This is a genomic window from Prochlorococcus sp. G5PB11 (assembly GCF_059772425.1).
The window spans coordinates 1,407,485-1,422,657 of sequence record NZ_CM186287.1; the positions used below are offsets into that span (position 1 = coordinate 1,407,485).

At 33.0% G+C, this 15,173-nt stretch carries 29 protein-coding genes and 2 pseudogenes; 18 read left to right on the forward strand and 13 right to left on the reverse strand.

The features are described 5' to 3' along the window. The first annotated feature begins 144 nt into the window (after positions 1-144). A complete protein-coding gene (locus AC6EI0_RS08120; RefSeq protein ID WP_498522075.1) occupies positions 145-306 on the forward strand; it encodes a DUF8642 family protein in 162 nt (53 codons plus the stop codon). Then, positions 303-494, forward strand: a complete 192-nt coding sequence (locus AC6EI0_RS08125) for a hypothetical protein (RefSeq protein ID WP_498522076.1) — start codon at positions 303-305, stop codon at positions 492-494. The genes AC6EI0_RS08120 and AC6EI0_RS08125 overlap by 4 nt, the downstream gene beginning before the upstream one ends. 218 nt (positions 495-712) lie before the next feature. Here AC6EI0_RS08125 and AC6EI0_RS08130 read toward each other — a convergent pair whose 3' ends face one another. Continuing rightward, positions 713-868 (reverse strand): hypothetical protein, encoded by a 156-nt coding sequence (locus AC6EI0_RS08130; protein ID WP_498461891.1) that lies wholly within the window; start codon positions 866-868, stop codon positions 713-715. A gap of 201 nt (positions 869-1,069) precedes the next feature. Between AC6EI0_RS08130 and AC6EI0_RS08135 the strand changes: the two genes are divergently transcribed. The 3 genes from AC6EI0_RS08135 (at position 1,070) to AC6EI0_RS08145 (ending at position 2,256) form a co-directional block, all read left to right on the forward strand. Further along, positions 1,070-1,237 (forward strand): hypothetical protein, encoded by a 168-nt coding sequence (locus AC6EI0_RS08135; RefSeq protein ID WP_498522077.1) that lies wholly within the window; start codon positions 1,070-1,072, stop codon positions 1,235-1,237. A gap of 72 nt (positions 1,238-1,309) precedes the next feature. Beyond that, a complete protein-coding gene (locus AC6EI0_RS08140; RefSeq protein WP_498522058.1) occupies positions 1,310-1,495 on the forward strand; it encodes a hypothetical protein in 186 nt (61 codons plus the stop codon). A 482-nt stretch (positions 1,496-1,977) separates the two neighbouring features. Beyond that, positions 1,978-2,256 carry a hypothetical protein gene (locus AC6EI0_RS08145; protein WP_498522078.1) on the forward strand — a complete coding sequence of 93 codons (279 nt, stop codon included), beginning with the start codon at positions 1,978-1,980 and terminating at the stop codon, positions 2,254-2,256. A gap of 143 nt (positions 2,257-2,399) precedes the next feature. Here AC6EI0_RS08145 and AC6EI0_RS08150 read toward each other — a convergent pair whose 3' ends face one another. The 3 genes from AC6EI0_RS08150 to AC6EI0_RS08160 all read right to left on the reverse strand — a co-directional run bounded on the left by AC6EI0_RS08150 (position 2,400) and on the right by AC6EI0_RS08160 (position 3,041). Continuing rightward, entirely contained in the window at positions 2,400-2,702 is a 303-nt protein-coding gene (locus AC6EI0_RS08150; RefSeq protein ID WP_498522079.1) for a hypothetical protein, read from the reverse strand. Positions 2,703-2,778: 76 nt separating this feature from the next. After that, positions 2,779-2,904: a hypothetical protein gene (locus AC6EI0_RS08155; RefSeq protein WP_498522080.1), complete on the reverse strand. Its 126-nt coding sequence runs from the start codon at positions 2,902-2,904 to the stop codon at positions 2,779-2,781. Beyond that, positions 2,901-3,041 (reverse strand): hypothetical protein, encoded by a 141-nt coding sequence (locus AC6EI0_RS08160; RefSeq protein WP_498522081.1) that lies wholly within the window; start codon positions 3,039-3,041, stop codon positions 2,901-2,903. Before AC6EI0_RS08160 ends, AC6EI0_RS08155 begins: the two co-directional genes overlap by 4 nt. A 56-nt stretch (positions 3,042-3,097) precedes the next feature. On the opposite strand from AC6EI0_RS08160, the gene AC6EI0_RS08165 reads away from it, so the two are divergent. Then, complete coding sequence (locus tag AC6EI0_RS08165) at positions 3,098-3,490, forward strand: hypothetical protein (RefSeq protein WP_498522082.1); 393 nt, start codon at positions 3,098-3,100, stop codon at positions 3,488-3,490. A gap of 190 nt (positions 3,491-3,680) precedes the next feature. Here AC6EI0_RS08165 and AC6EI0_RS08170 read toward each other — a convergent pair whose 3' ends face one another. From AC6EI0_RS08170 to AC6EI0_RS08185, 4 genes are all read right to left on the reverse strand, one after another. After that, on the reverse strand, positions 3,681-4,271 hold the full coding sequence (locus tag AC6EI0_RS08170) for a hypothetical protein (RefSeq protein WP_498522083.1): 591 nt from the start codon (positions 4,269-4,271) through the stop codon (positions 3,681-3,683). Positions 4,272-4,735: 464 nt separating this feature from the next. Continuing rightward, positions 4,736-4,972, reverse strand: a complete 237-nt coding sequence (locus AC6EI0_RS08175) for a hypothetical protein (RefSeq protein ID WP_498522084.1) — start codon at positions 4,970-4,972, stop codon at positions 4,736-4,738. Next, complete coding sequence (locus tag AC6EI0_RS08180) at positions 4,965-5,144, reverse strand: hypothetical protein (RefSeq protein WP_498522085.1); 180 nt, start codon at positions 5,142-5,144, stop codon at positions 4,965-4,967. Before AC6EI0_RS08180 ends, AC6EI0_RS08175 begins: the two co-directional genes overlap by 8 nt. Positions 5,145-5,222: 78 nt before the next feature. Continuing rightward, on the reverse strand, positions 5,223-5,624 hold the full coding sequence (locus tag AC6EI0_RS08185; protein WP_498522086.1) for a hypothetical protein: 402 nt from the start codon (positions 5,622-5,624) through the stop codon (positions 5,223-5,225). 191 nt (positions 5,625-5,815) lie between these two features. Here AC6EI0_RS08185 and AC6EI0_RS08190 point away from each other — a divergent pair, with 191 nt between their 5' ends. The 8 genes from AC6EI0_RS08190 (at position 5,816) to AC6EI0_RS08225 (ending at position 8,017) form a co-directional block, all read left to right on the forward strand. Beyond that, positions 5,816-6,331 carry a hypothetical protein gene (locus AC6EI0_RS08190; RefSeq protein WP_498522087.1) on the forward strand — a complete coding sequence of 172 codons (516 nt, stop codon included), beginning with the start codon at positions 5,816-5,818 and terminating at the stop codon, positions 6,329-6,331. 232 nt (positions 6,332-6,563) lie between these two features. Beyond that, the gene (locus AC6EI0_RS08195; RefSeq protein ID WP_498522088.1) at positions 6,564-6,692 is read left to right on the forward strand and encodes a hypothetical protein; all 129 of its coding nucleotides are present in this window, start codon (positions 6,564-6,566) and stop codon (positions 6,690-6,692) included. Between the two features lie 15 nt (positions 6,693-6,707). Next, entirely contained in the window at positions 6,708-6,899 is a 192-nt protein-coding gene (locus AC6EI0_RS08200) for a cupin domain-containing protein (protein ID WP_498522089.1), read from the forward strand. Between the two features lie 13 nt (positions 6,900-6,912). Next, positions 6,913-6,981 carry a hypothetical protein gene (locus AC6EI0_RS08205; protein WP_498523523.1) on the forward strand — a complete coding sequence of 23 codons (69 nt, stop codon included), beginning with the start codon at positions 6,913-6,915 and terminating at the stop codon, positions 6,979-6,981. 131 nt (positions 6,982-7,112) lie between these two features. Then, entirely contained in the window at positions 7,113-7,286 is a 174-nt protein-coding gene (locus tag AC6EI0_RS08210) for a hypothetical protein (protein WP_498522090.1), read from the forward strand. Then, positions 7,283-7,423 carry a hypothetical protein gene (locus AC6EI0_RS08215; RefSeq protein WP_498522091.1) on the forward strand — a complete coding sequence of 47 codons (141 nt, stop codon included), beginning with the start codon at positions 7,283-7,285 and terminating at the stop codon, positions 7,421-7,423. Before AC6EI0_RS08210 ends, AC6EI0_RS08215 begins: the two co-directional genes overlap by 4 nt. After that, on the forward strand, positions 7,424-7,630 hold the full coding sequence (locus tag AC6EI0_RS08220) for a hypothetical protein (protein WP_498522092.1): 207 nt from the start codon (positions 7,424-7,426) through the stop codon (positions 7,628-7,630). Positions 7,631-7,852: 222 nt separating this feature from the next. Next, positions 7,853-8,017 carry a hypothetical protein gene (locus AC6EI0_RS08225; protein ID WP_498522093.1) on the forward strand — a complete coding sequence of 55 codons (165 nt, stop codon included), beginning with the start codon at positions 7,853-7,855 and terminating at the stop codon, positions 8,015-8,017. Here AC6EI0_RS08225 and AC6EI0_RS08230 read toward each other — a convergent pair. Continuing rightward, positions 8,014-8,220: a hypothetical protein gene (locus AC6EI0_RS08230; protein WP_498522094.1), complete on the reverse strand. Its 207-nt coding sequence runs from the start codon at positions 8,218-8,220 to the stop codon at positions 8,014-8,016. The genes AC6EI0_RS08225 and AC6EI0_RS08230 overlap by 4 nt on opposite strands. 38 nt (positions 8,221-8,258) lie before the next feature. On the opposite strand from AC6EI0_RS08230, the gene AC6EI0_RS08235 reads away from it, so the two are divergent. The 4 genes and pseudogenes from AC6EI0_RS08235 to AC6EI0_RS08250 all read left to right on the forward strand — a co-directional run bounded on the left by AC6EI0_RS08235 (position 8,259) and on the right by AC6EI0_RS08250 (position 12,643). Then, entirely contained in the window at positions 8,259-8,423 is a 165-nt protein-coding gene (locus tag AC6EI0_RS08235) for a hypothetical protein (protein ID WP_413678143.1), read from the forward strand. A gap of 889 nt (positions 8,424-9,312) precedes the next feature. Next, positions 9,313-9,849: pseudogene (locus AC6EI0_RS08240) on the forward strand (S1C family serine protease); the annotation flags it as partial. A gap of 171 nt (positions 9,850-10,020) precedes the next feature. Beyond that, positions 10,021-10,347, forward strand: a pseudogene (locus AC6EI0_RS08245) (FKBP-type peptidyl-prolyl cis-trans isomerase); the annotation flags it as partial. Positions 10,348-11,458: 1,111 nt separating this feature from the next. Continuing rightward, positions 11,459-12,643 carry a hypothetical protein gene (locus tag AC6EI0_RS08250; RefSeq protein WP_498522095.1) on the forward strand — a complete coding sequence of 395 codons (1,185 nt, stop codon included), beginning with the start codon at positions 11,459-11,461 and terminating at the stop codon, positions 12,641-12,643. 399 nt (positions 12,644-13,042) lie between these two features. On the opposite strand, the gene AC6EI0_RS08255 is transcribed toward AC6EI0_RS08250, so the two are convergent. The 4 genes from AC6EI0_RS08255 to AC6EI0_RS08270 form a co-directional block, all read right to left on the reverse strand. Then, entirely contained in the window at positions 13,043-13,252 is a 210-nt protein-coding gene (locus AC6EI0_RS08255; protein WP_498520185.1) for a hypothetical protein, read from the reverse strand. Between the two features lie 188 nt (positions 13,253-13,440). Next, on the reverse strand, positions 13,441-13,587 hold the full coding sequence (locus tag AC6EI0_RS08260; RefSeq protein ID WP_498522096.1) for a hypothetical protein: 147 nt from the start codon (positions 13,585-13,587) through the stop codon (positions 13,441-13,443). Between the two features lie 249 nt (positions 13,588-13,836). Continuing rightward, positions 13,837-14,172, reverse strand: a complete 336-nt coding sequence (locus tag AC6EI0_RS08265; protein WP_498522097.1) for a hypothetical protein — start codon at positions 14,170-14,172, stop codon at positions 13,837-13,839. A gap of 343 nt (positions 14,173-14,515) precedes the next feature. Then, positions 14,516-15,040 (reverse strand): hypothetical protein, encoded by a 525-nt coding sequence (locus AC6EI0_RS08270; protein ID WP_498522098.1) that lies wholly within the window; start codon positions 15,038-15,040, stop codon positions 14,516-14,518. Between the last annotated feature and the right edge of the window lie 133 nt (positions 15,041-15,173).

A 15,173-nucleotide genomic window follows, 5' to 3' on the forward strand; every position in this document is an offset into this window, starting at 1 on the left:
TTCACAAGGAAGTATGAATAATTACTTAGGCTTTTATTCTCATTCACAGGTTAAATGATTAAATAGGTACTTTACATTTAGTATTAAATAAATATTTTATGAAACTTTAATGCTAGCTTCGTTGACCATTAGGAGGTGCAACTTATGACCATAAGAGATTCATTTCCCAAGCAAGATGTTGTCATCGAAAGAGATGCTATTGATGATTATTTTGAATGCATTACTGCATGCTCAATAGACAATGAAGGAATGCAATGTATAACACAATGTGTTGAAGTTCATCTTAAAAATGAGTTAGATCAATGATTACCAAAAATTCTCTTTTAATATCATCTAAAGGTGGAATAATTACCTTTTTGAAAGGAGATTCTGGGAAAAAAATTTATCACTCATGCTCTAGAAATAATTGCATCTACTCAGGAGACTTACATACAGCAAAATTATCCTTAGACAATCTTGAAGATGCAAACAATATCCTGCTAAAAATAAACTGAGAATATTCAAAGAAATAGTTTACGAATATCGAACATCTATAAGAGAACCTGCTTTTCAGGGGAGGTACTCTTCTCCTTATCCTGAGCAAGCAGTTACTACCGAAATTAAGTCTTAAACCTAATCAATTGTTTTTGTTTTCCTTCTTTTTATTTAGCCGTTCTCAAGAAACTCGACAAATTCTTTTTGTTGTTAAGTGAATTGCGAGTTCATTTCCTTGTCAGACATCTTTTTCGCTTTCTACTTTCTCTGCAAGTTCTCTAAGCATCTTTGCAATTACATCTTTTGACCAACTAAACTCTTCTTTCATACCATCGACACAGTCCATGACTGATTCCCAAGCCGCTTCATATTCTTCAGGATTTACTTTTGTCATGTTCCTAATTTAGGAATTTTTTTTATTAAACCTTCAAATTCTATTTAAAGGAACTCCAATCAAAATAAAAAAATGGATTGAGTTTTAAAGATGTTGCATTATGAGCCGTTAGTTTATGAGTAATTACTTGTGTGGTCTCCACATAGATTTTCACATTCATTTGAAGTAGACATGAATTAAGGATATTTAGGAGGTTTTGCTATGACCTGCGGAAATCCCTTCAACCATATGCTCAAAAATATTTTGATTGAGATGGTTGATTCTCCTACCCTATGGAAAATTAGAGACGAAAAAGAAATGGATTGTCTCACTTATGGATTTTGCTCTAAGCCAGAATCATTTCCTCGGCCTAGACGAGTAATACTTTAGGGTTTTTGTCCTGTAGATTTTTTGAATTAGGAGGAGTAGATATAAATCAAGGCACTATTAGGAGGTCAAACCATGTCATGCGGTAATCCTTTTAAACATGCAATCGAAGACGTAAAGGAAACATTCTCGAAATCATGTGGCGTTCCTATCCAAGGTAATGATTGGTGCGATCTGTTTTCGAATTATGAAACTGATTTTGATGAGGTCGAATACGAGAATGAATGTTTGCAGTTTGGCAACTGCTCAATGGACTACTAAAAAACATTGAACTAACAGGAGATCTAATTATGCAAGCAACACGTAGTTTCCGATCTAATGGGTCGAATACTCTTTCATCGATCTTTCTATGGTTTTCAGTCTTTTTGATTTCTATGGGAACACTTCCTCATCTCATTCCTTATTACTTTCAGTTGAAATATTGAGGTAAAAACAATGATTCTTGATCTTCTCAAACTCATTCTTAGAAAGCACAAAGATTATTGGGTTGTTGGTTAAACAGGAGTTTTTTCTCATGTTCACCTGATCTAAATTTGTTAGAATTGAATTAGGAGTCACAGCACCTTCTGTGGGTCAAAGTTAAATAAAGGATGGAAATTTAGTTCAGTCAGTTGAGTGCTTGACTCAAAGGGGGCGACCAAAATCTCGCCCCCTTATTCATGGGAATTAGAAGGAAAGCACTACCTCAACCGACCCTCCTTTTTAGTGAACTTATTTTTAGACTTATTCTGGGATATTGGGTAATGCGGACTACCCTTTATTCCAGAGATATTGGACTGTCTGTATTCGAAATGCGACTCTGTCCCTTCCTCGCAAATTTTTTAAAAGTATGTGTTCTAAATTTAATGAGAAGCAAAGAGATTATTGAAGATTTCATTAGTTCTTCCATAACAGAGATTTTAAAAAGATCGTTAACCCTTGATAGAGAAGATCAAATTGCAATCCATCAAGAGTTTAAAGAATGGATTTATGGAGGAACCACAGAGGAAGACATTTGGGTCATAGATCGTCCAATCAAATAATTAAATCTTCAATCCCTTTGCCACTAAAAGAGAGTCCCAAGTTCAATGCTTGTGTTGATGCTGCCTAACCATAATTAACTCTAAATTGCTCAAAAGGAAGACCAGTTTTACCCTCGATTTCTGTTTCTAATGAGATCCACCATTCACCATTCCTCTTCGTCTAATGAGACTTCATAAAACCTTCTTGCAAAATGTGCGTTTATTTCATCAAAAATTTTAACCCCATATTCATCTAATACTTCTTGCTCTGAATCAAAAACTCCTTCGCCTTCAGCATCAATAACTACACTTATTTCCCACCAATTTTTACTTTCCCATTCTGGTAGTAAATCAAGTAATGCTTGTGGAGCAAAAAGTTCTACTGACCAATTTACACCTGCTCTAAACCTTTCATTTCCATCTAAATCATCATCGTTTATGTGATCCAAATAATTGTCTGCTCTCATCCTCTCAACTTGTTTTGGATTGAATTTTTTTATTCAATCTTCGATTTCTTTTTGAGTTTTATACATTTCTCAACCCTTATTTCAAAAATGGAAGCAACTTGCTAAAGGTTGCTGGAAACGATCCAACAACGAGCGCCACTGCTCCAAGAACAACCGACACGATTGCAGCATCTACCAAAAGGTCTTTCCAGTTGTATTTCATCTCAACCTGACCATATCTGGCGTAGTGCATTCAGTCGGATATGAGATTACATTTTGTGCTGTAAAACCTGCACCTATCGCAACCAGTCCAATTACAAAGATCCATTTAGATCTCTCACTAGAGAGCAGTCTGTTCATAAAATTGGTAATGATGTTCAGTTTCCGTCAAGGATAACAATAATGCTTTTTATCCAATGACCTTCAAAACTATTAGAAGTATTTGTATTAGTTGTTTCGCACTCTTACTTATTCTCTACCCGTCAAAAATAGATGCTCTATCGCATGAGTGGGTTGCAGTTCCAAAGAGTCAGTATGGAGAGCAATTATGGGATAAGAACAGTGTTCAAAAAAATCAAGATGGATCCATACGAGTATTCAGCAAATTTATTCCTAAAAGTACTACTGACATTACTCAAGACATTTTGTATACGATGGATGTCAACTGTTCGGAAAATTCTTTTAGAGACGTTGCAGTAGGAGCAAAGGAATTTAATGAATTTAAAAACAAGGATTCACAATGGAAAGATGCCAATGGAGACAAATTGATTTTGGGTGTTATCGATCAGGTTTGCATGTTTGGAAATTAGATAAAAAGTAGACTACAAGCGTCCAACAAATGGCGACCATATCACCCTGTATGACTAATCGTCATTCAGGGGTGATAGAGATCATCATGATTGAAGAGTTAATAGTTAGTTGAGAGAAAGAAAAGATAGTACTCACAGGATGTCTATTAAGGAGACATCAATAGGGGTAAATACAATTCTGGATTATATGTTAGAAAGAGAAAAAATCTTCTTTTCGACTATGCTGAACCTGTAAAAAATTATTATTTTTGGAATTATTGTTAGTTGATAATAAGGGATCAACATAACTGATTTTTTTTATTTTAGTTTGAGATTGATTTGAAGATTTTATTTGAGTCATTGATAATAAAGATTTTGTTGATTTATTATCTGTCTTGATATTGACATGGCTACTGCTTACTCCTTTATATGAATTTTGGATAGATTGGATCCTTAAAAGACTTGAGCCTCCTATGGCTATAATAGCTAGACTACCAATCCCCCAAAATTTTGAAGGTGCTATGAACTTTAGTTTTTTAATATTTAGCTTTTCTGATTTTTCTTGATTCACTTTTGCTAGCTCAAGAGTTAATTGATCTTCTGGCTTTTCTTTAACTAATTCAAGATGTAAACTATCGTCTAATTTTTCAATAAATTCATTTGTTTGATTGTCAAGGATGTTGTTAAAGTAATAACCTATTAATGCAAAGACAATTAATAGAAAAAGTATCAATATTGCATCTGTAGGAATTGAAATTGTACTAGCATCGGTCAACTCAAGCTCAGTAATTCCTAGTGACATTAAAAATCTATGACTCTATTTATTAAAACTACCTTTAAAAAATATGGCTAGACTTCTTTACTTATCTATTTAATTTCAATGCGTATTAATACTGGCTATATGATTTGAAAGTATGATTTTTTATAGAAAGAGTGTGATTAGTTTGCGCCTATTACTTTTATTTGATTACTAATATCACAGATATCACAGAATTTCATCAATTCCTTTTATACTCATCTGTTTACGATTTGACTCTTCTTATATACACGGCATTTGCCTTTAAGTCTTCGATCACTTCATAACCTAAGAACCCCAATAATTCTTCTTGATTCTTAAAGCATCGATCACTCCATTCATAATTCTTGTCCCCCTTCGTATTTTTATACTCATAGCACTAGTAAAAATAATCAGTTCTATATCGCTCTACTTATCCAAACTTTTTTGCACGTCCTCTTGGAGTTTGTTGTAAATACTCCATGCAATTATCACGACTGGCAGATGTCTGAATCTTCAACTTTTTTATTCCACTCCTGGAAACTTGAACTGCCATTGGGTGAAGGTTGTTCTCGAATTCCTTTTAACTTTTTCCATCTGATGTAGAGAGCATCAATCAACCAACTTTCAGTTAATGACTTTGCACTATTCTTTAGTAGGCTATCTTGTCTCTTATTGAATTTTTCTGAGTCTAGAAGTTCTTGCTTCCAATCGATTTTTTCAGTCATTGACTTTTGCCTTCAACTTATAGAAGTTTTCTTCACAGCTACAAGAAACACCCTTGTAGTGATCTGGGAATGATTTCATCCAAGTAGGAATTGCCATCGTCATGGGATGACCACCTTTGATGTGAAAGACAACCTCTTTTGTTTTGTCTATGTAATGCGGAGGAAGACTCATCTTGCTACCTATTCATTTCATCAATACCTTTCTATTAACCACTCTGCACAGGGATTTCTTAGATTCTATTGAATTTACTTATGCAACTTTTTCCTCTTCTTCGTTAATCACTTCAACGACTTCTGGACTGAATGAAGAGAGTGCGTCATCATCATCATCATCGTCATCATAGTTTAGTTCTACTGATTGCTCTTTGATTTCATTAATTGGCTGGACTACATTTAATAGTGGCCCATCTGCCTTTGATACAGTCTCTTTTGCAGGAGTTGTCTCTCTCTTTTTAGGGGAAAGAGAGGTACTGGTTAAGATCCCTATTAGATTTTTAAGAGAGAAGAAAAACTTTTTGCAAATATCAAATAAATTGCTCAGTTCTTCTCTTATTATCTCTTGAGAATCTTTTTTTATAAAGAAAGTTGTGACAGTCCATCCAGTAAGTATTATTAAAAATAAACCTATCGATATAGTAATAAGATTTAGCATTATTAAAAGATAGAGTATACTAGTTATATCGACTCTTTTTAGGTATTTCAAGTTAGAGAAAATTTCTTAAAGCAAAAAATTATTTTATGTGGTTTTGCTTCAATAGTTGTTTCACAGTATTTTTACCATCATTCATTAGGTGGCTTTATATTCGCATATACGATATATAAGTTTAGTAGAAGACATCAAAGATGCCTGTTATTGCTTATTTGAAAAGTAATCAAAAGAAAATTCAATCCAAATATCATCGAGTTACAAAACGATTTAGGTCGCAATACGAGTTAATTCATCGGAAGCTAACATCAAGGTTTCATAGAGAACCAACCGAAACAGAGCTCATTCGCTACAAAATAAATAATTTAATAACTCAATCTAAAGAATCTATCGAAAGCAAAATCAATTCAACAAAATTTATACCTGTTTTTTCAAGAACGTCTACTAAAAACAATAACATATTTTATCCAGACATTATAGATTGGCTTCAGGGTCGATTTTCAGGACAAACAATTAGAATAATTGTAAGAGAAAGAAAAATAATTGAGAAGATTTTTGTGTCTCCTAAAGGCAATAAAATTTCTGTAAAGAGAAGTAAGTTAGAGTTGAGGATTAGATCAATCGCGACTATTCAAATTAAGTTGAGGTTAAGGATGAGGTCTCTGCCGATTATAGAAAGTAATCTAAAATTAATTGGTATAAAAGGAATTTAGTTCAGTTAAATTTAGCTGCGCACATAAAATCCGCGCATAGTTGGATTGATACAAAATGGTAGATTTGATTTCTTGCAGGATAGCTAAATTCATGCGGCGTATTGGGGTAAATGAGTGGTGGTTGTATGAATAATAAGAGTGAAGAAATTTGTTTTGAAAATAAGTGGTTAAGCAAAACAAACACAATGTTGCATTGAGTGAGAAATCTCTGCATGAAATATAAATGCAGCTCATGAATAAACAAGAACTTAGGCTTAGATATATACAGCTAATGAATGATGCACAACAGATACTTGGTAGAGATGAGGCTATTGACTTGATCAAGGAATCTGAGGTGATCTGGAAAAAACTTAGTGCTTAGATAGTTATTTATCTCTTGTCTATATCAGTCACCTCTCCTTGTCCTCAGACCACTATTGAGGAACTAGGAATTAAAAACTTGTCAATTTGGACTTGTGAAGAAAGTTCTTTTGATTGGACTTATTACGATAAAGAGACTTGTTTATTACTTGATGGTGAAGTAACGGTAACTCCATGGAGTAGAACCTCTGAAGTTTGGTGCAGGTGACTTAGTTATCTTTCTGGCAGGCATACACTGTAGATGGGATGTTCATAGGTTAGTCCGCAAGTATTATGGATTTGGTGATTAAAATAGGTAACCACTATCAATTCAGATGAAAAGCATGTCTAAAGTTATTGCAATTGGTATTGTCGCAATTTTTGTCCTAACTGCTTTTGCGGGATTGTTCTGAACTCTATTATCAAACTTAATAATCTCCCCATGAGTTATAAAATAATTAGACATGATAAAGAATCTGACGACATTACTCAGCAATCTTTTAACAGCTATGATGAGGCATACGATCTATTAGAAGAAATATATTCCGATGTTTGTTGTTCTGATGCTGATTATGGGGACCGTCCCTATTATGAAATTATTGAGATAGAAGAATGAAACTTATAGATATGCATAAGCAGCTAATTGCTTGGTATCAAAAGAAGCTTGGTCTGACTGATTATGGATTACTTTGGGTTGTCTTTTTAAAAGGAGTATTTGTAGCTCTAGTACTAGAAAGATTAATTGTTCACTAGATGTTTAACCAAGATGCTCTTTTGGAATATTTGAGTTCACCTGAGGGGGTTAATACAATTATTGTTGGAATTATTTTGGTTGGAGCTATTAACGCAATGTTTATAACTTACAGCATTAGGAGTACTTATGGAGCTGCTAAAACAGAAAGAGAAAAACTAAAAATTCAACAAGCTAAAATCGATAAATTATCACCTAAAAAGGAATAGCATATATGCCTTTTTTAAGACTTTGGAGAAGAACATCAAGAGGTAGACGTCTCAATATTAAACGTGTCATCTTATTTCCCGTAATCGTTTATTCAGCATATATTTTCATTGATAGCTTTATGCCTGTTTTTATGATTGGCTTTATACTTTGGTTATTATATAGCTGGACTGGTAAACGGCGGTTTTGGTAATGAAACAACCAAGTTTATTGGGACTCATATAATGAAGATAATCTTTTTGATTGCTATTCTTTGTGGTCTTACTTTTCCGAGTGTTCGCATAACTATTGCAGCTCTGTTAGAAGGCACGTCTGATTACCTATATAATTCAGCAAAAAAGGAAAAGACTTATATTCCTTATTGGCTAAAGAAATTTCGAGATGATTAATTATTGTTTTTTACGTTTTCATATTTTTGTTTGATCTCAGCCATAGTTAGTTCAAGTTCATGCTGCTTCTTATAAGCCTGTTGAAAGTCCTTCTTGCAGTATTCGATAACATGTTCAAGGTACTTGTCAGTGTCTTCTTCGCAGTGGGCTCTCTCAAGTATGTAGAACATAATCTCATCTAATATTTCAGGCCTATATTTCATTGAGTTTTAAGCGTTCAATTTCTTTTATTATCTCTTGTATGGAATCATCTAAGTGGAAACCTACAGAAGAAGAACGGGAAGTAATGGAAGCAGTTTGGATGCAGGTTAAAGGTGCATGCGAGAAATTAAAAGAAGAAACTAATGCAAAAGATGAGCACATCAGAAAGATGCTCAAAGAGATGGCTGATCGTTATTACTCATAAATAATCTTGAAAGCACTAACAGGTATTTAAAAGTTCTTAGAAGTCAGAGGTTTAAGCAGCCTCTGGACACCATCCAATCTTTCTCTACAGTCGCTGCATCCAATACTGACACTTTGAAGTCAGATGGTCTCCATGAGAGATAAGACGTTGATGTAGGTGACAAGTAAGAATCGTTTTGCAATGCCTGTCGCAGCAATAATTGAAATGTTGACATGTCATGCAAACGCTAGCTGAACGTATTTGGTTAAGAGTGTCTTCTTCGAGATAGTCCCACTCCTCTGCTGGGTTGTAACGCTTTTGGGGTAAAACTTTTTGGGTGCGATACGAAGACATTTCCTTAATCCAATAGGTTCTGCTACCACTGAATTCCAATCTGATGCACGAAAAACGGCATAGGGTGAGGACGCTGGAGTCATGTGTCTATAGCAGTACATCTGTACTAGCAATGACAAGGAGGTGTTGTCAAGTATTAATTAACGGTTGTTGGAATATCTATTTGGTTAATTGTCCTTTCGCTAGACTCAGTCATTAATTGTATGATTTTTGTTCAGTAATTGCTGCTTTGAATTAATTAAAGAGACATCTTTCCGATTATCTTCTTGTCAATCTTCAAATTGTTCTTATTGCTTAATTCTTTCAAAGTTTGATGATTGTTAATTGAATAGTTTTTATGCAGTGGGATCAAATTTATCTAGTGATTGAATTTGGGATAGTTCCTTCTTTCGTTTAGAGACACTGCTGTTTGGAGAGCTCTCTGTTTAAGACTTAGCTGATTCTTAATTTGATAGTGTCAATTAAAAGGTTTCTGTCAGAATGGGATGTCTTGGTAATTTAGTTTAGAGAAATGAAGAGAAGATTTATTCAGTCTTTAATTATTACTGTTATGCTCATGCCCATTGAGACAGTTGCAGAAGGAAATTGGTTTTCGTCTAACGCTGACTGTAGCAGTACCGAATATTCTACAAAAGAGTTACGAAAAAGATCTAATCCTGGTGTCGTTTTTATTTCTACACCTAAATCCACTGGAAGTGGTTTTGTTGTAAGTCATATTAAAAATGGAACTCTCATTCTTACTAATAGTCATGTCGTAAGAGGTTCTGATAAAATTACCGTTGAATGGTTTGACGGTAAAAAAGATCAAGCATTTATTCTTTTAGATGGTGGCGATACGACAACTTTATCTGATTTGGCTTTATTGAAAGTTGATGGGGTAGAAGGTAGCGTTCTTCCATTACAAAAAGAACAAGCAGTCGTCGGGGAAGATGTAATTGCAATTGGCTTACCCGAAGGCTTGAACTTTACTCTCGCAAAAGGAACAATTAGCAGTTTTAGAGATTCAGAACGAATCATTCAAACTGATACTGCTATTAATTTTGCTAATTCTGGTGGACCATTAATCAATCAATCAGGTTGTGTTGTTGGTGTAAACACGGCAGGATTAACCAAAAGTGAAGGTTTGAACTTCGCCATTTCTAGTCAGATAGCTAGACGTTTCATAAAAAAATATTATCCAGATAAACCTTCTTATGAGAAACTAAAACATACTCAGTCTTTTGGTAAAAGAGTAGAAGAGCAGTTGAATATTGACTCTAAAAGGACGACTGCTAGCGGACTGGAAATAGTAGATATTTATGTCGGAGATGGTGAAGAAGCTAAATTAGGAAACAAAATTTCGGTTAATTACACAGGATTGTTAGTTAATGGAACAGAATTTGATAGTAGTTATGGAAGAGGTCCTTTTGAATTTTCTTTGGGTGCAGGAATGGTAATACAGGGTTGGGAAGAAGGAGTCGCAGGCATGAAGGTTGGTGGTAAGAGAAAATTAATTATTCCACCAGATCTTGGCTATGGGAGTCGTAGTATGGGATCAATACCTCCAAATTCAACATTAATATTTGATATTGAATTACTAGGAGTTAATTAGTTGTAAACCATCTCAATATCATCTTTATCTAATTATTTATAGACACGATATATTAGATAATTAGTTTTAATGCGGGCAGATTATTTTTTCAAGTTGAATTTGTTGGGTTTCTCTAAAGAAAGCATATAGTCTATTAGATGTTGTAGAAAGGTGTTCCATTAAAACTTTTAAATTAATAGAGAAAATTACAGGGCAGAGCAGACGTGATTAAGGATGAATTACATACGTATTCTGACATCGGTTGTACTGGAATGAGAATAAGGAGCCAATGGAGTCCTGGCTTATAAGTCACTAGAAAAGTGAATTGATTTTGTTTTTGTGCTTTCTTCAGATTTTTGCTTCATCTAGCTCCGGAAACAGCATGTTGATATAAGCCATTATGATTACAACCAATGGAGGCATATTTGTCTTGTCTTCTTTAGTGAGCCGCTTTATCTCTGATAAGAAACTTTTAGCTTCTTGCTCGCTAATTTTGTGTTCTGAGTTCTTTTCTACTTGTTCAACGAGGGATTGGATTTAATTGCTAGAATCCATGAATTTATATAGCGCGCTATTTTAATAAAACGGATAAAATATATGACTACAAGCATAGATTAAGAAAACTTATCATCTTTTATATTAGTTCTAAGACTTGGGCGATAGGTGATACTTAGTCGTTGCCTAGATGTCTTAGGATATTTTTTGTTAACTAACCCAACTACTCCAGTAAAGAGAATTTTATCTTCATATATATCTCAGAAAAGGAGGCGTTTAGCGACAACAAGTTGTTTTTCTATGACTAAAAAGAGTCAAGAAATTTTAGTAAATATTCAAGTGGCTTAACCAAATTATTTCCTTCTAGTAAAATAGCGCCAGCAACTAATATGTTCTAATTTTATAAATTAATTAATATCAAATAGTATTTGATTAGTCGATCTTCTAGATTTCTTATATATTTATAAGAATTAATTTTGAGTTATGACATGAGTGTAATTGATTGTTCATTATTTTAAGAAATATACTAATCTATTAAAGTAATTTAAAGTTATATCTGAATTTATTATCAAAGTAGCACTATTATCTTGAAAAACAAAAAATATCTATTACATTATGATTGTCAAGTCTGGTTGAAATGCAAAAGCAGTATTTAAAAACAATACTGAATTTAACTTTTGATATTAAATTTATTATATTTATATTAATTCAATTTTTACCAATACAAGAGTTGAACTCAGAAGAATGGAAAGAAAAGAGACATAATACCAAATTTTTAGATAATTTTACAATAACAGATTCCCTTCAATGGCAAAAACTAGAAACAAATGAAGGAAAATATCAACAAAGGATAATATGGGATAAGATTGACACGAAAAATGACTTTAAAGGTGAAGACTATAATTCTAATAAAGACAGTAACAAGCTATTAGAGAATAGTGAAAATTCTAAAGATATAACTTTAGAAAATAAATTTAGATCTGTATCACGTAATTTAATCTATAAAGGAAATTTGTATCCGGAAATGAGTTTTTGGATACCTTCATCCTTTAAACATTCAAAAACATTTACTTATACAGTAACTGGACAGTTGCTGGGCAATCCAACTAATAGAGATGCAAAGGACGATTGTACTTGGAACGAATTTTGGAAGTCTTGTGCTGACGGTCAATTTTTCTTTGAAGCTACACCAATTAACACAAAATATTTCTCATTAGGTCTTAACTACTCTCAGCAGGAGATTTTTTTAGGAAATCGTTCAGATGGGACTTGGAGTGATGCTGGTCAAGCTATTGGATTCCAACTAAAAACGAATTTAACTTCTTCACAGGGATTTTCAATAATTGGAAATAATCTCTACAATCCTTACGGGAAAGGTGGGCCGAACAATAAGCATCCTGAGGTAGGAGAAACTGTAGAGGCAGATCTAGGTAGATCGTATTTATTTTTATATTCTAAAGCCTGGGATCTAGGCAAACATTTAAATAGTGAATCTTCTTCTTTACTGAACCTAAATGCAGGATTTGGTAATGGAAGATATAAATCAGCGGAGGAAATTGAAACAAATTGGATAAATTTAGGTAAGTATGAACCAATATTTTCTTTTGGAATAGCTTTAAATAAAAAAGTTTCTTTTTTTACTGAATATGCTGGACAATATGCTGGATTAGGAATTAGTTTGAGTCCTTTTAAATCTCCACTGACTGCAACGTTCATGCTTAGGGATTTTAAAGGATCTAATCAAGGTATAATTAATTGCCAAGATGGCAATGTCGAAAACTGTCGTGCAACAATTGATACTCGTTTGGTTTTTCACTTTTAACTGATTTGAACAAATTTCAATAAGCCCAATATTTTTGGTCAAGTGACTATCCCTTATTAAAAAGCTAAAATATCTCTCAATTGTATAACTATTCAATCAAGGATTTTTTTGTAGATGCTCTTCTTGATTTTTGCTCATTAGTTTTTGCATCTCAACTTCTGAATGAATTGATTTTTATAACATAGGTTAAACTTGTCTAAATAATTCAAAGAATAAAAGTTGTACATACAAGATATAGAAGGATTAAGATATGATTCTAAGATCGTTTGAATGATCCGAGCTTAAAGACTAGTGAATACAATCAATTAGGTATTAGTTAAGATTGTATAGTGTAGTTGAATGAGTGTATAAATATTTTGTATGTTTTCAAGCTAGTAAGCATCAAATAATAATTAAAATTTATGCAGCATATGTATCAATATCTAATAGTTTAGCAATATCATGATCTACAGCATCTCCTTCTTCTTTACGTTTTACGAATTTATCAAAGTCAATTACATTCAAATTTCTACGTTTGAGCTCAGCACTTTTATTAAAGTAATCGAGTGAAACTAGAAATATAGGAATAACGCAGAATGGAATAACTAAGATGTATAACTCAAAAGACATTAGCATTGATAATGATAACTTAAGCTTTACTCAAATAGACAATGATTGCAAGTGGGTTGCTACTAATTTGCTGTTTTCCTTATATGTTATCTAGGTCTAAGAGATTTAATTATTTTGTAGTCATTCAATTGACATCGAGTTTCCTGAAACAAGATACCTATAGTTAGCCTAAGTTGATTAATGAGCTTTCATGCAGCTTGATCTTCCATACGACCATATCTATATCTCATTATGTCTATTACTTTTTCTTTTGTGTTCCAGGTTTTAATGCGATCTTTTATGGTAAGTAGTTGTGATTCGGTTAGTTCAAGACGTGTTTTCCCAAGATTTTTCATTTAGTTAAATGCTTGTAGCTGTAATGATGATGATTTGTAGGCAAAGTAAACAGAAAAGGGTAACCATAGAGTCTTACACATATGAATTTATGATTTGATTCTCACATGTCTATATATCTTGTCAATCGCCAGTCTGAAATAATCAACAATAACTCTTGTGGGTCATGAATAGTATCGATGATTCATAAATAGTATTGCTTTAAGCTTACTCATATCAAATGCTTTAATTTTTATTTACCGCAATTTAAATTATGCAACCTTTGGATCTTCTTTTTCATGTAGTACTTTTTTGACCTTAGAATACTTTCTGCCAATTTTATATTGCCTATGGAATAGATTTAATTGGTTACTATCATCATTCGTAGCTTTAGTTTTTATCTCTGCTACTGGTTTGGTAATTTGACTCCAGACAAAAAGCATCGCAAGTGCTGAAACAAGCAATGGAAGATACGCTTTGATTAGGCTAACGACTACTAGAGTCGCTAAAAAACAAAGAGAAAAGAAAGCCCATTTAGGAACTTTATTATCTGTTAACGTTTTCTTTTTTGATTTTGAAGAAGGAATGATTGGCAGATCAGGAGTCATTCGTTATTAAATTGTATGAGTATTGGATTGGAGGATGTAGTAATTGGTTTTATCTGGTGTGGCAATATATGTTCTTCAAAGCAGCTTTAATTTATAGGTATTCTGTTATTTGATTGAGGTAGCCTAAAATTTTTGGACCTTCGTGAAATTGGTGATACGGCGATTGATAATGACACAGTGATTCAAGTTTAACTAGATAATTTTTAACAAATTCAATCAAGATTGTAAATGTTTCTGGATAGATTACCCTTAGAATTGATTGTTTTACTACCTTTTTTATAGCTATGTTTGTTTTTATATGAAACTTATAATTCTCTTTTTGATTGTTGGCTTGGTGTATGTATTATTTTATTTCGCATTGTAGTTCTGCTAGTGCTTCATTAGGAAGACCTAGGAAGGTATCTAAGATTTTATTTCCAGTTTTAGGTATTATGGAAATACCTACTAGCTTGGTTTTGCCATTGTTTTGAAGAACTTGACCTTCTCCTTCATGTAATTGACTTTTTACTTTTCCTGTTTTTAGTAAGGTGTTAACTATTAACCCAGGAAATTCAATAATAGCTCCAATGCTAAAAAGAAATTGGGACTCAAATTTTAATAACACTTCTCCAGAATTCTTATCAATAGTACCTGCTAGATGATCCATACACATTTCGATCTTTAAACCTGGTGGTAATGGGAGAGATAAAAATTTTGTTGTTCTTGAAGTTAGAGGAGGTATTAAAAATGTTTTAGATGAAAAGCTTATATTAAGAAGATTATTTTTCTTACTAGGAAATAATGTCGCTTTGCCTCCACCACCACAAGCATTATAGATAAATGGTGGATACGAGCCAATTGTCAATCGACATCCATCTAAGCTCTTCATTTGCATAAAGTAATCAAAATACTAGGTTTTATTAATTGTAATAGATATAACTTTATTCAAGTAAGCTAACAATAGCTACTCTGAGTCGCTAATGGTATTGCAACAATAATAAAATTTGTTTGCAATTGCTGTC

Coding starts and splice junctions, on each gene's coding strand:
- AC6EI0_RS08120 (WP_498522075.1), top strand. CDS start 145: ATGACCATAAGAGATTCATTTCCCAAGCAAGATGTTGTCATCGAAAGA.
- AC6EI0_RS08125 (WP_498522076.1), top strand. CDS start 303: ATGATTACCAAAAATTCTCTTTTAATATCATCTAAAGGTGGAATAATT.
- AC6EI0_RS08130 (WP_498461891.1), bottom strand. CDS start 868: ATGACAAAAGTAAATCCTGAAGAATATGAAGCGGCTTGGGAATCAGTC.
- AC6EI0_RS08135 (WP_498522077.1), top strand. CDS start 1,070: ATGACCTGCGGAAATCCCTTCAACCATATGCTCAAAAATATTTTGATT.
- AC6EI0_RS08140 (WP_498522058.1), top strand. CDS start 1,310: ATGTCATGCGGTAATCCTTTTAAACATGCAATCGAAGACGTAAAGGAA.
- AC6EI0_RS08145 (WP_498522078.1), top strand. CDS start 1,978: ATGCGGACTACCCTTTATTCCAGAGATATTGGACTGTCTGTATTCGAA.
- AC6EI0_RS08150 (WP_498522079.1), bottom strand. CDS start 2,702: ATGAGAGCAGACAATTATTTGGATCACATAAACGATGATGATTTAGAT.
- AC6EI0_RS08155 (WP_498522080.1), bottom strand. CDS start 2,904: ATGAAATACAACTGGAAAGACCTTTTGGTAGATGCTGCAATCGTGTCG.
- AC6EI0_RS08160 (WP_498522081.1), bottom strand. CDS start 3,041: ATGAACAGACTGCTCTCTAGTGAGAGATCTAAATGGATCTTTGTAATT.
- AC6EI0_RS08165 (WP_498522082.1), top strand. CDS start 3,098: ATGACCTTCAAAACTATTAGAAGTATTTGTATTAGTTGTTTCGCACTC.
- AC6EI0_RS08170 (WP_498522083.1), bottom strand. CDS start 4,271: ATGTCACTAGGAATTACTGAGCTTGAGTTGACCGATGCTAGTACAATT.
- AC6EI0_RS08175 (WP_498522084.1), bottom strand. CDS start 4,972: ATGACTGAAAAAATCGATTGGAAGCAAGAACTTCTAGACTCAGAAAAA.
- AC6EI0_RS08180 (WP_498522085.1), bottom strand. CDS start 5,144: ATGAGTCTTCCTCCGCATTACATAGACAAAACAAAAGAGGTTGTCTTT.
- AC6EI0_RS08185 (WP_498522086.1), bottom strand. CDS start 5,624: ATGCTAAATCTTATTACTATATCGATAGGTTTATTTTTAATAATACTT.
- AC6EI0_RS08190 (WP_498522087.1), top strand. CDS start 5,816: ATGCCTGTTATTGCTTATTTGAAAAGTAATCAAAAGAAAATTCAATCC.
- AC6EI0_RS08195 (WP_498522088.1), top strand. CDS start 6,564: ATGAATAAACAAGAACTTAGGCTTAGATATATACAGCTAATGAATGAT.
- AC6EI0_RS08210 (WP_498522090.1), top strand. CDS start 7,113: ATGAGTTATAAAATAATTAGACATGATAAAGAATCTGACGACATTACT.
- AC6EI0_RS08215 (WP_498522091.1), top strand. CDS start 7,283: ATGAAACTTATAGATATGCATAAGCAGCTAATTGCTTGGTATCAAAAG.
- AC6EI0_RS08220 (WP_498522092.1), top strand. CDS start 7,424: ATGTTTAACCAAGATGCTCTTTTGGAATATTTGAGTTCACCTGAGGGG.
- AC6EI0_RS08225 (WP_498522093.1), top strand. CDS start 7,853: ATGAAGATAATCTTTTTGATTGCTATTCTTTGTGGTCTTACTTTTCCG.
- AC6EI0_RS08230 (WP_498522094.1), bottom strand. CDS start 8,220: ATGAAATATAGGCCTGAAATATTAGATGAGATTATGTTCTACATACTT.
- AC6EI0_RS08235 (WP_413678143.1), top strand. CDS start 8,259: ATGGAATCATCTAAGTGGAAACCTACAGAAGAAGAACGGGAAGTAATG.
- AC6EI0_RS08250 (WP_498522095.1), top strand. CDS start 11,459: ATGCAAAAGCAGTATTTAAAAACAATACTGAATTTAACTTTTGATATT.
- AC6EI0_RS08255 (WP_498520185.1), bottom strand. CDS start 13,252: ATGTCTTTTGAGTTATACATCTTAGTTATTCCATTCTGCGTTATTCCT.
- AC6EI0_RS08260 (WP_498522096.1), bottom strand. CDS start 13,587: ATGAAAAATCTTGGGAAAACACGTCTTGAACTAACCGAATCACAACTA.
- AC6EI0_RS08265 (WP_498522097.1), bottom strand. CDS start 14,172: ATGACTCCTGATCTGCCAATCATTCCTTCTTCAAAATCAAAAAAGAAA.
- AC6EI0_RS08270 (WP_498522098.1), bottom strand. CDS start 15,040: ATGAAGAGCTTAGATGGATGTCGATTGACAATTGGCTCGTATCCACCA.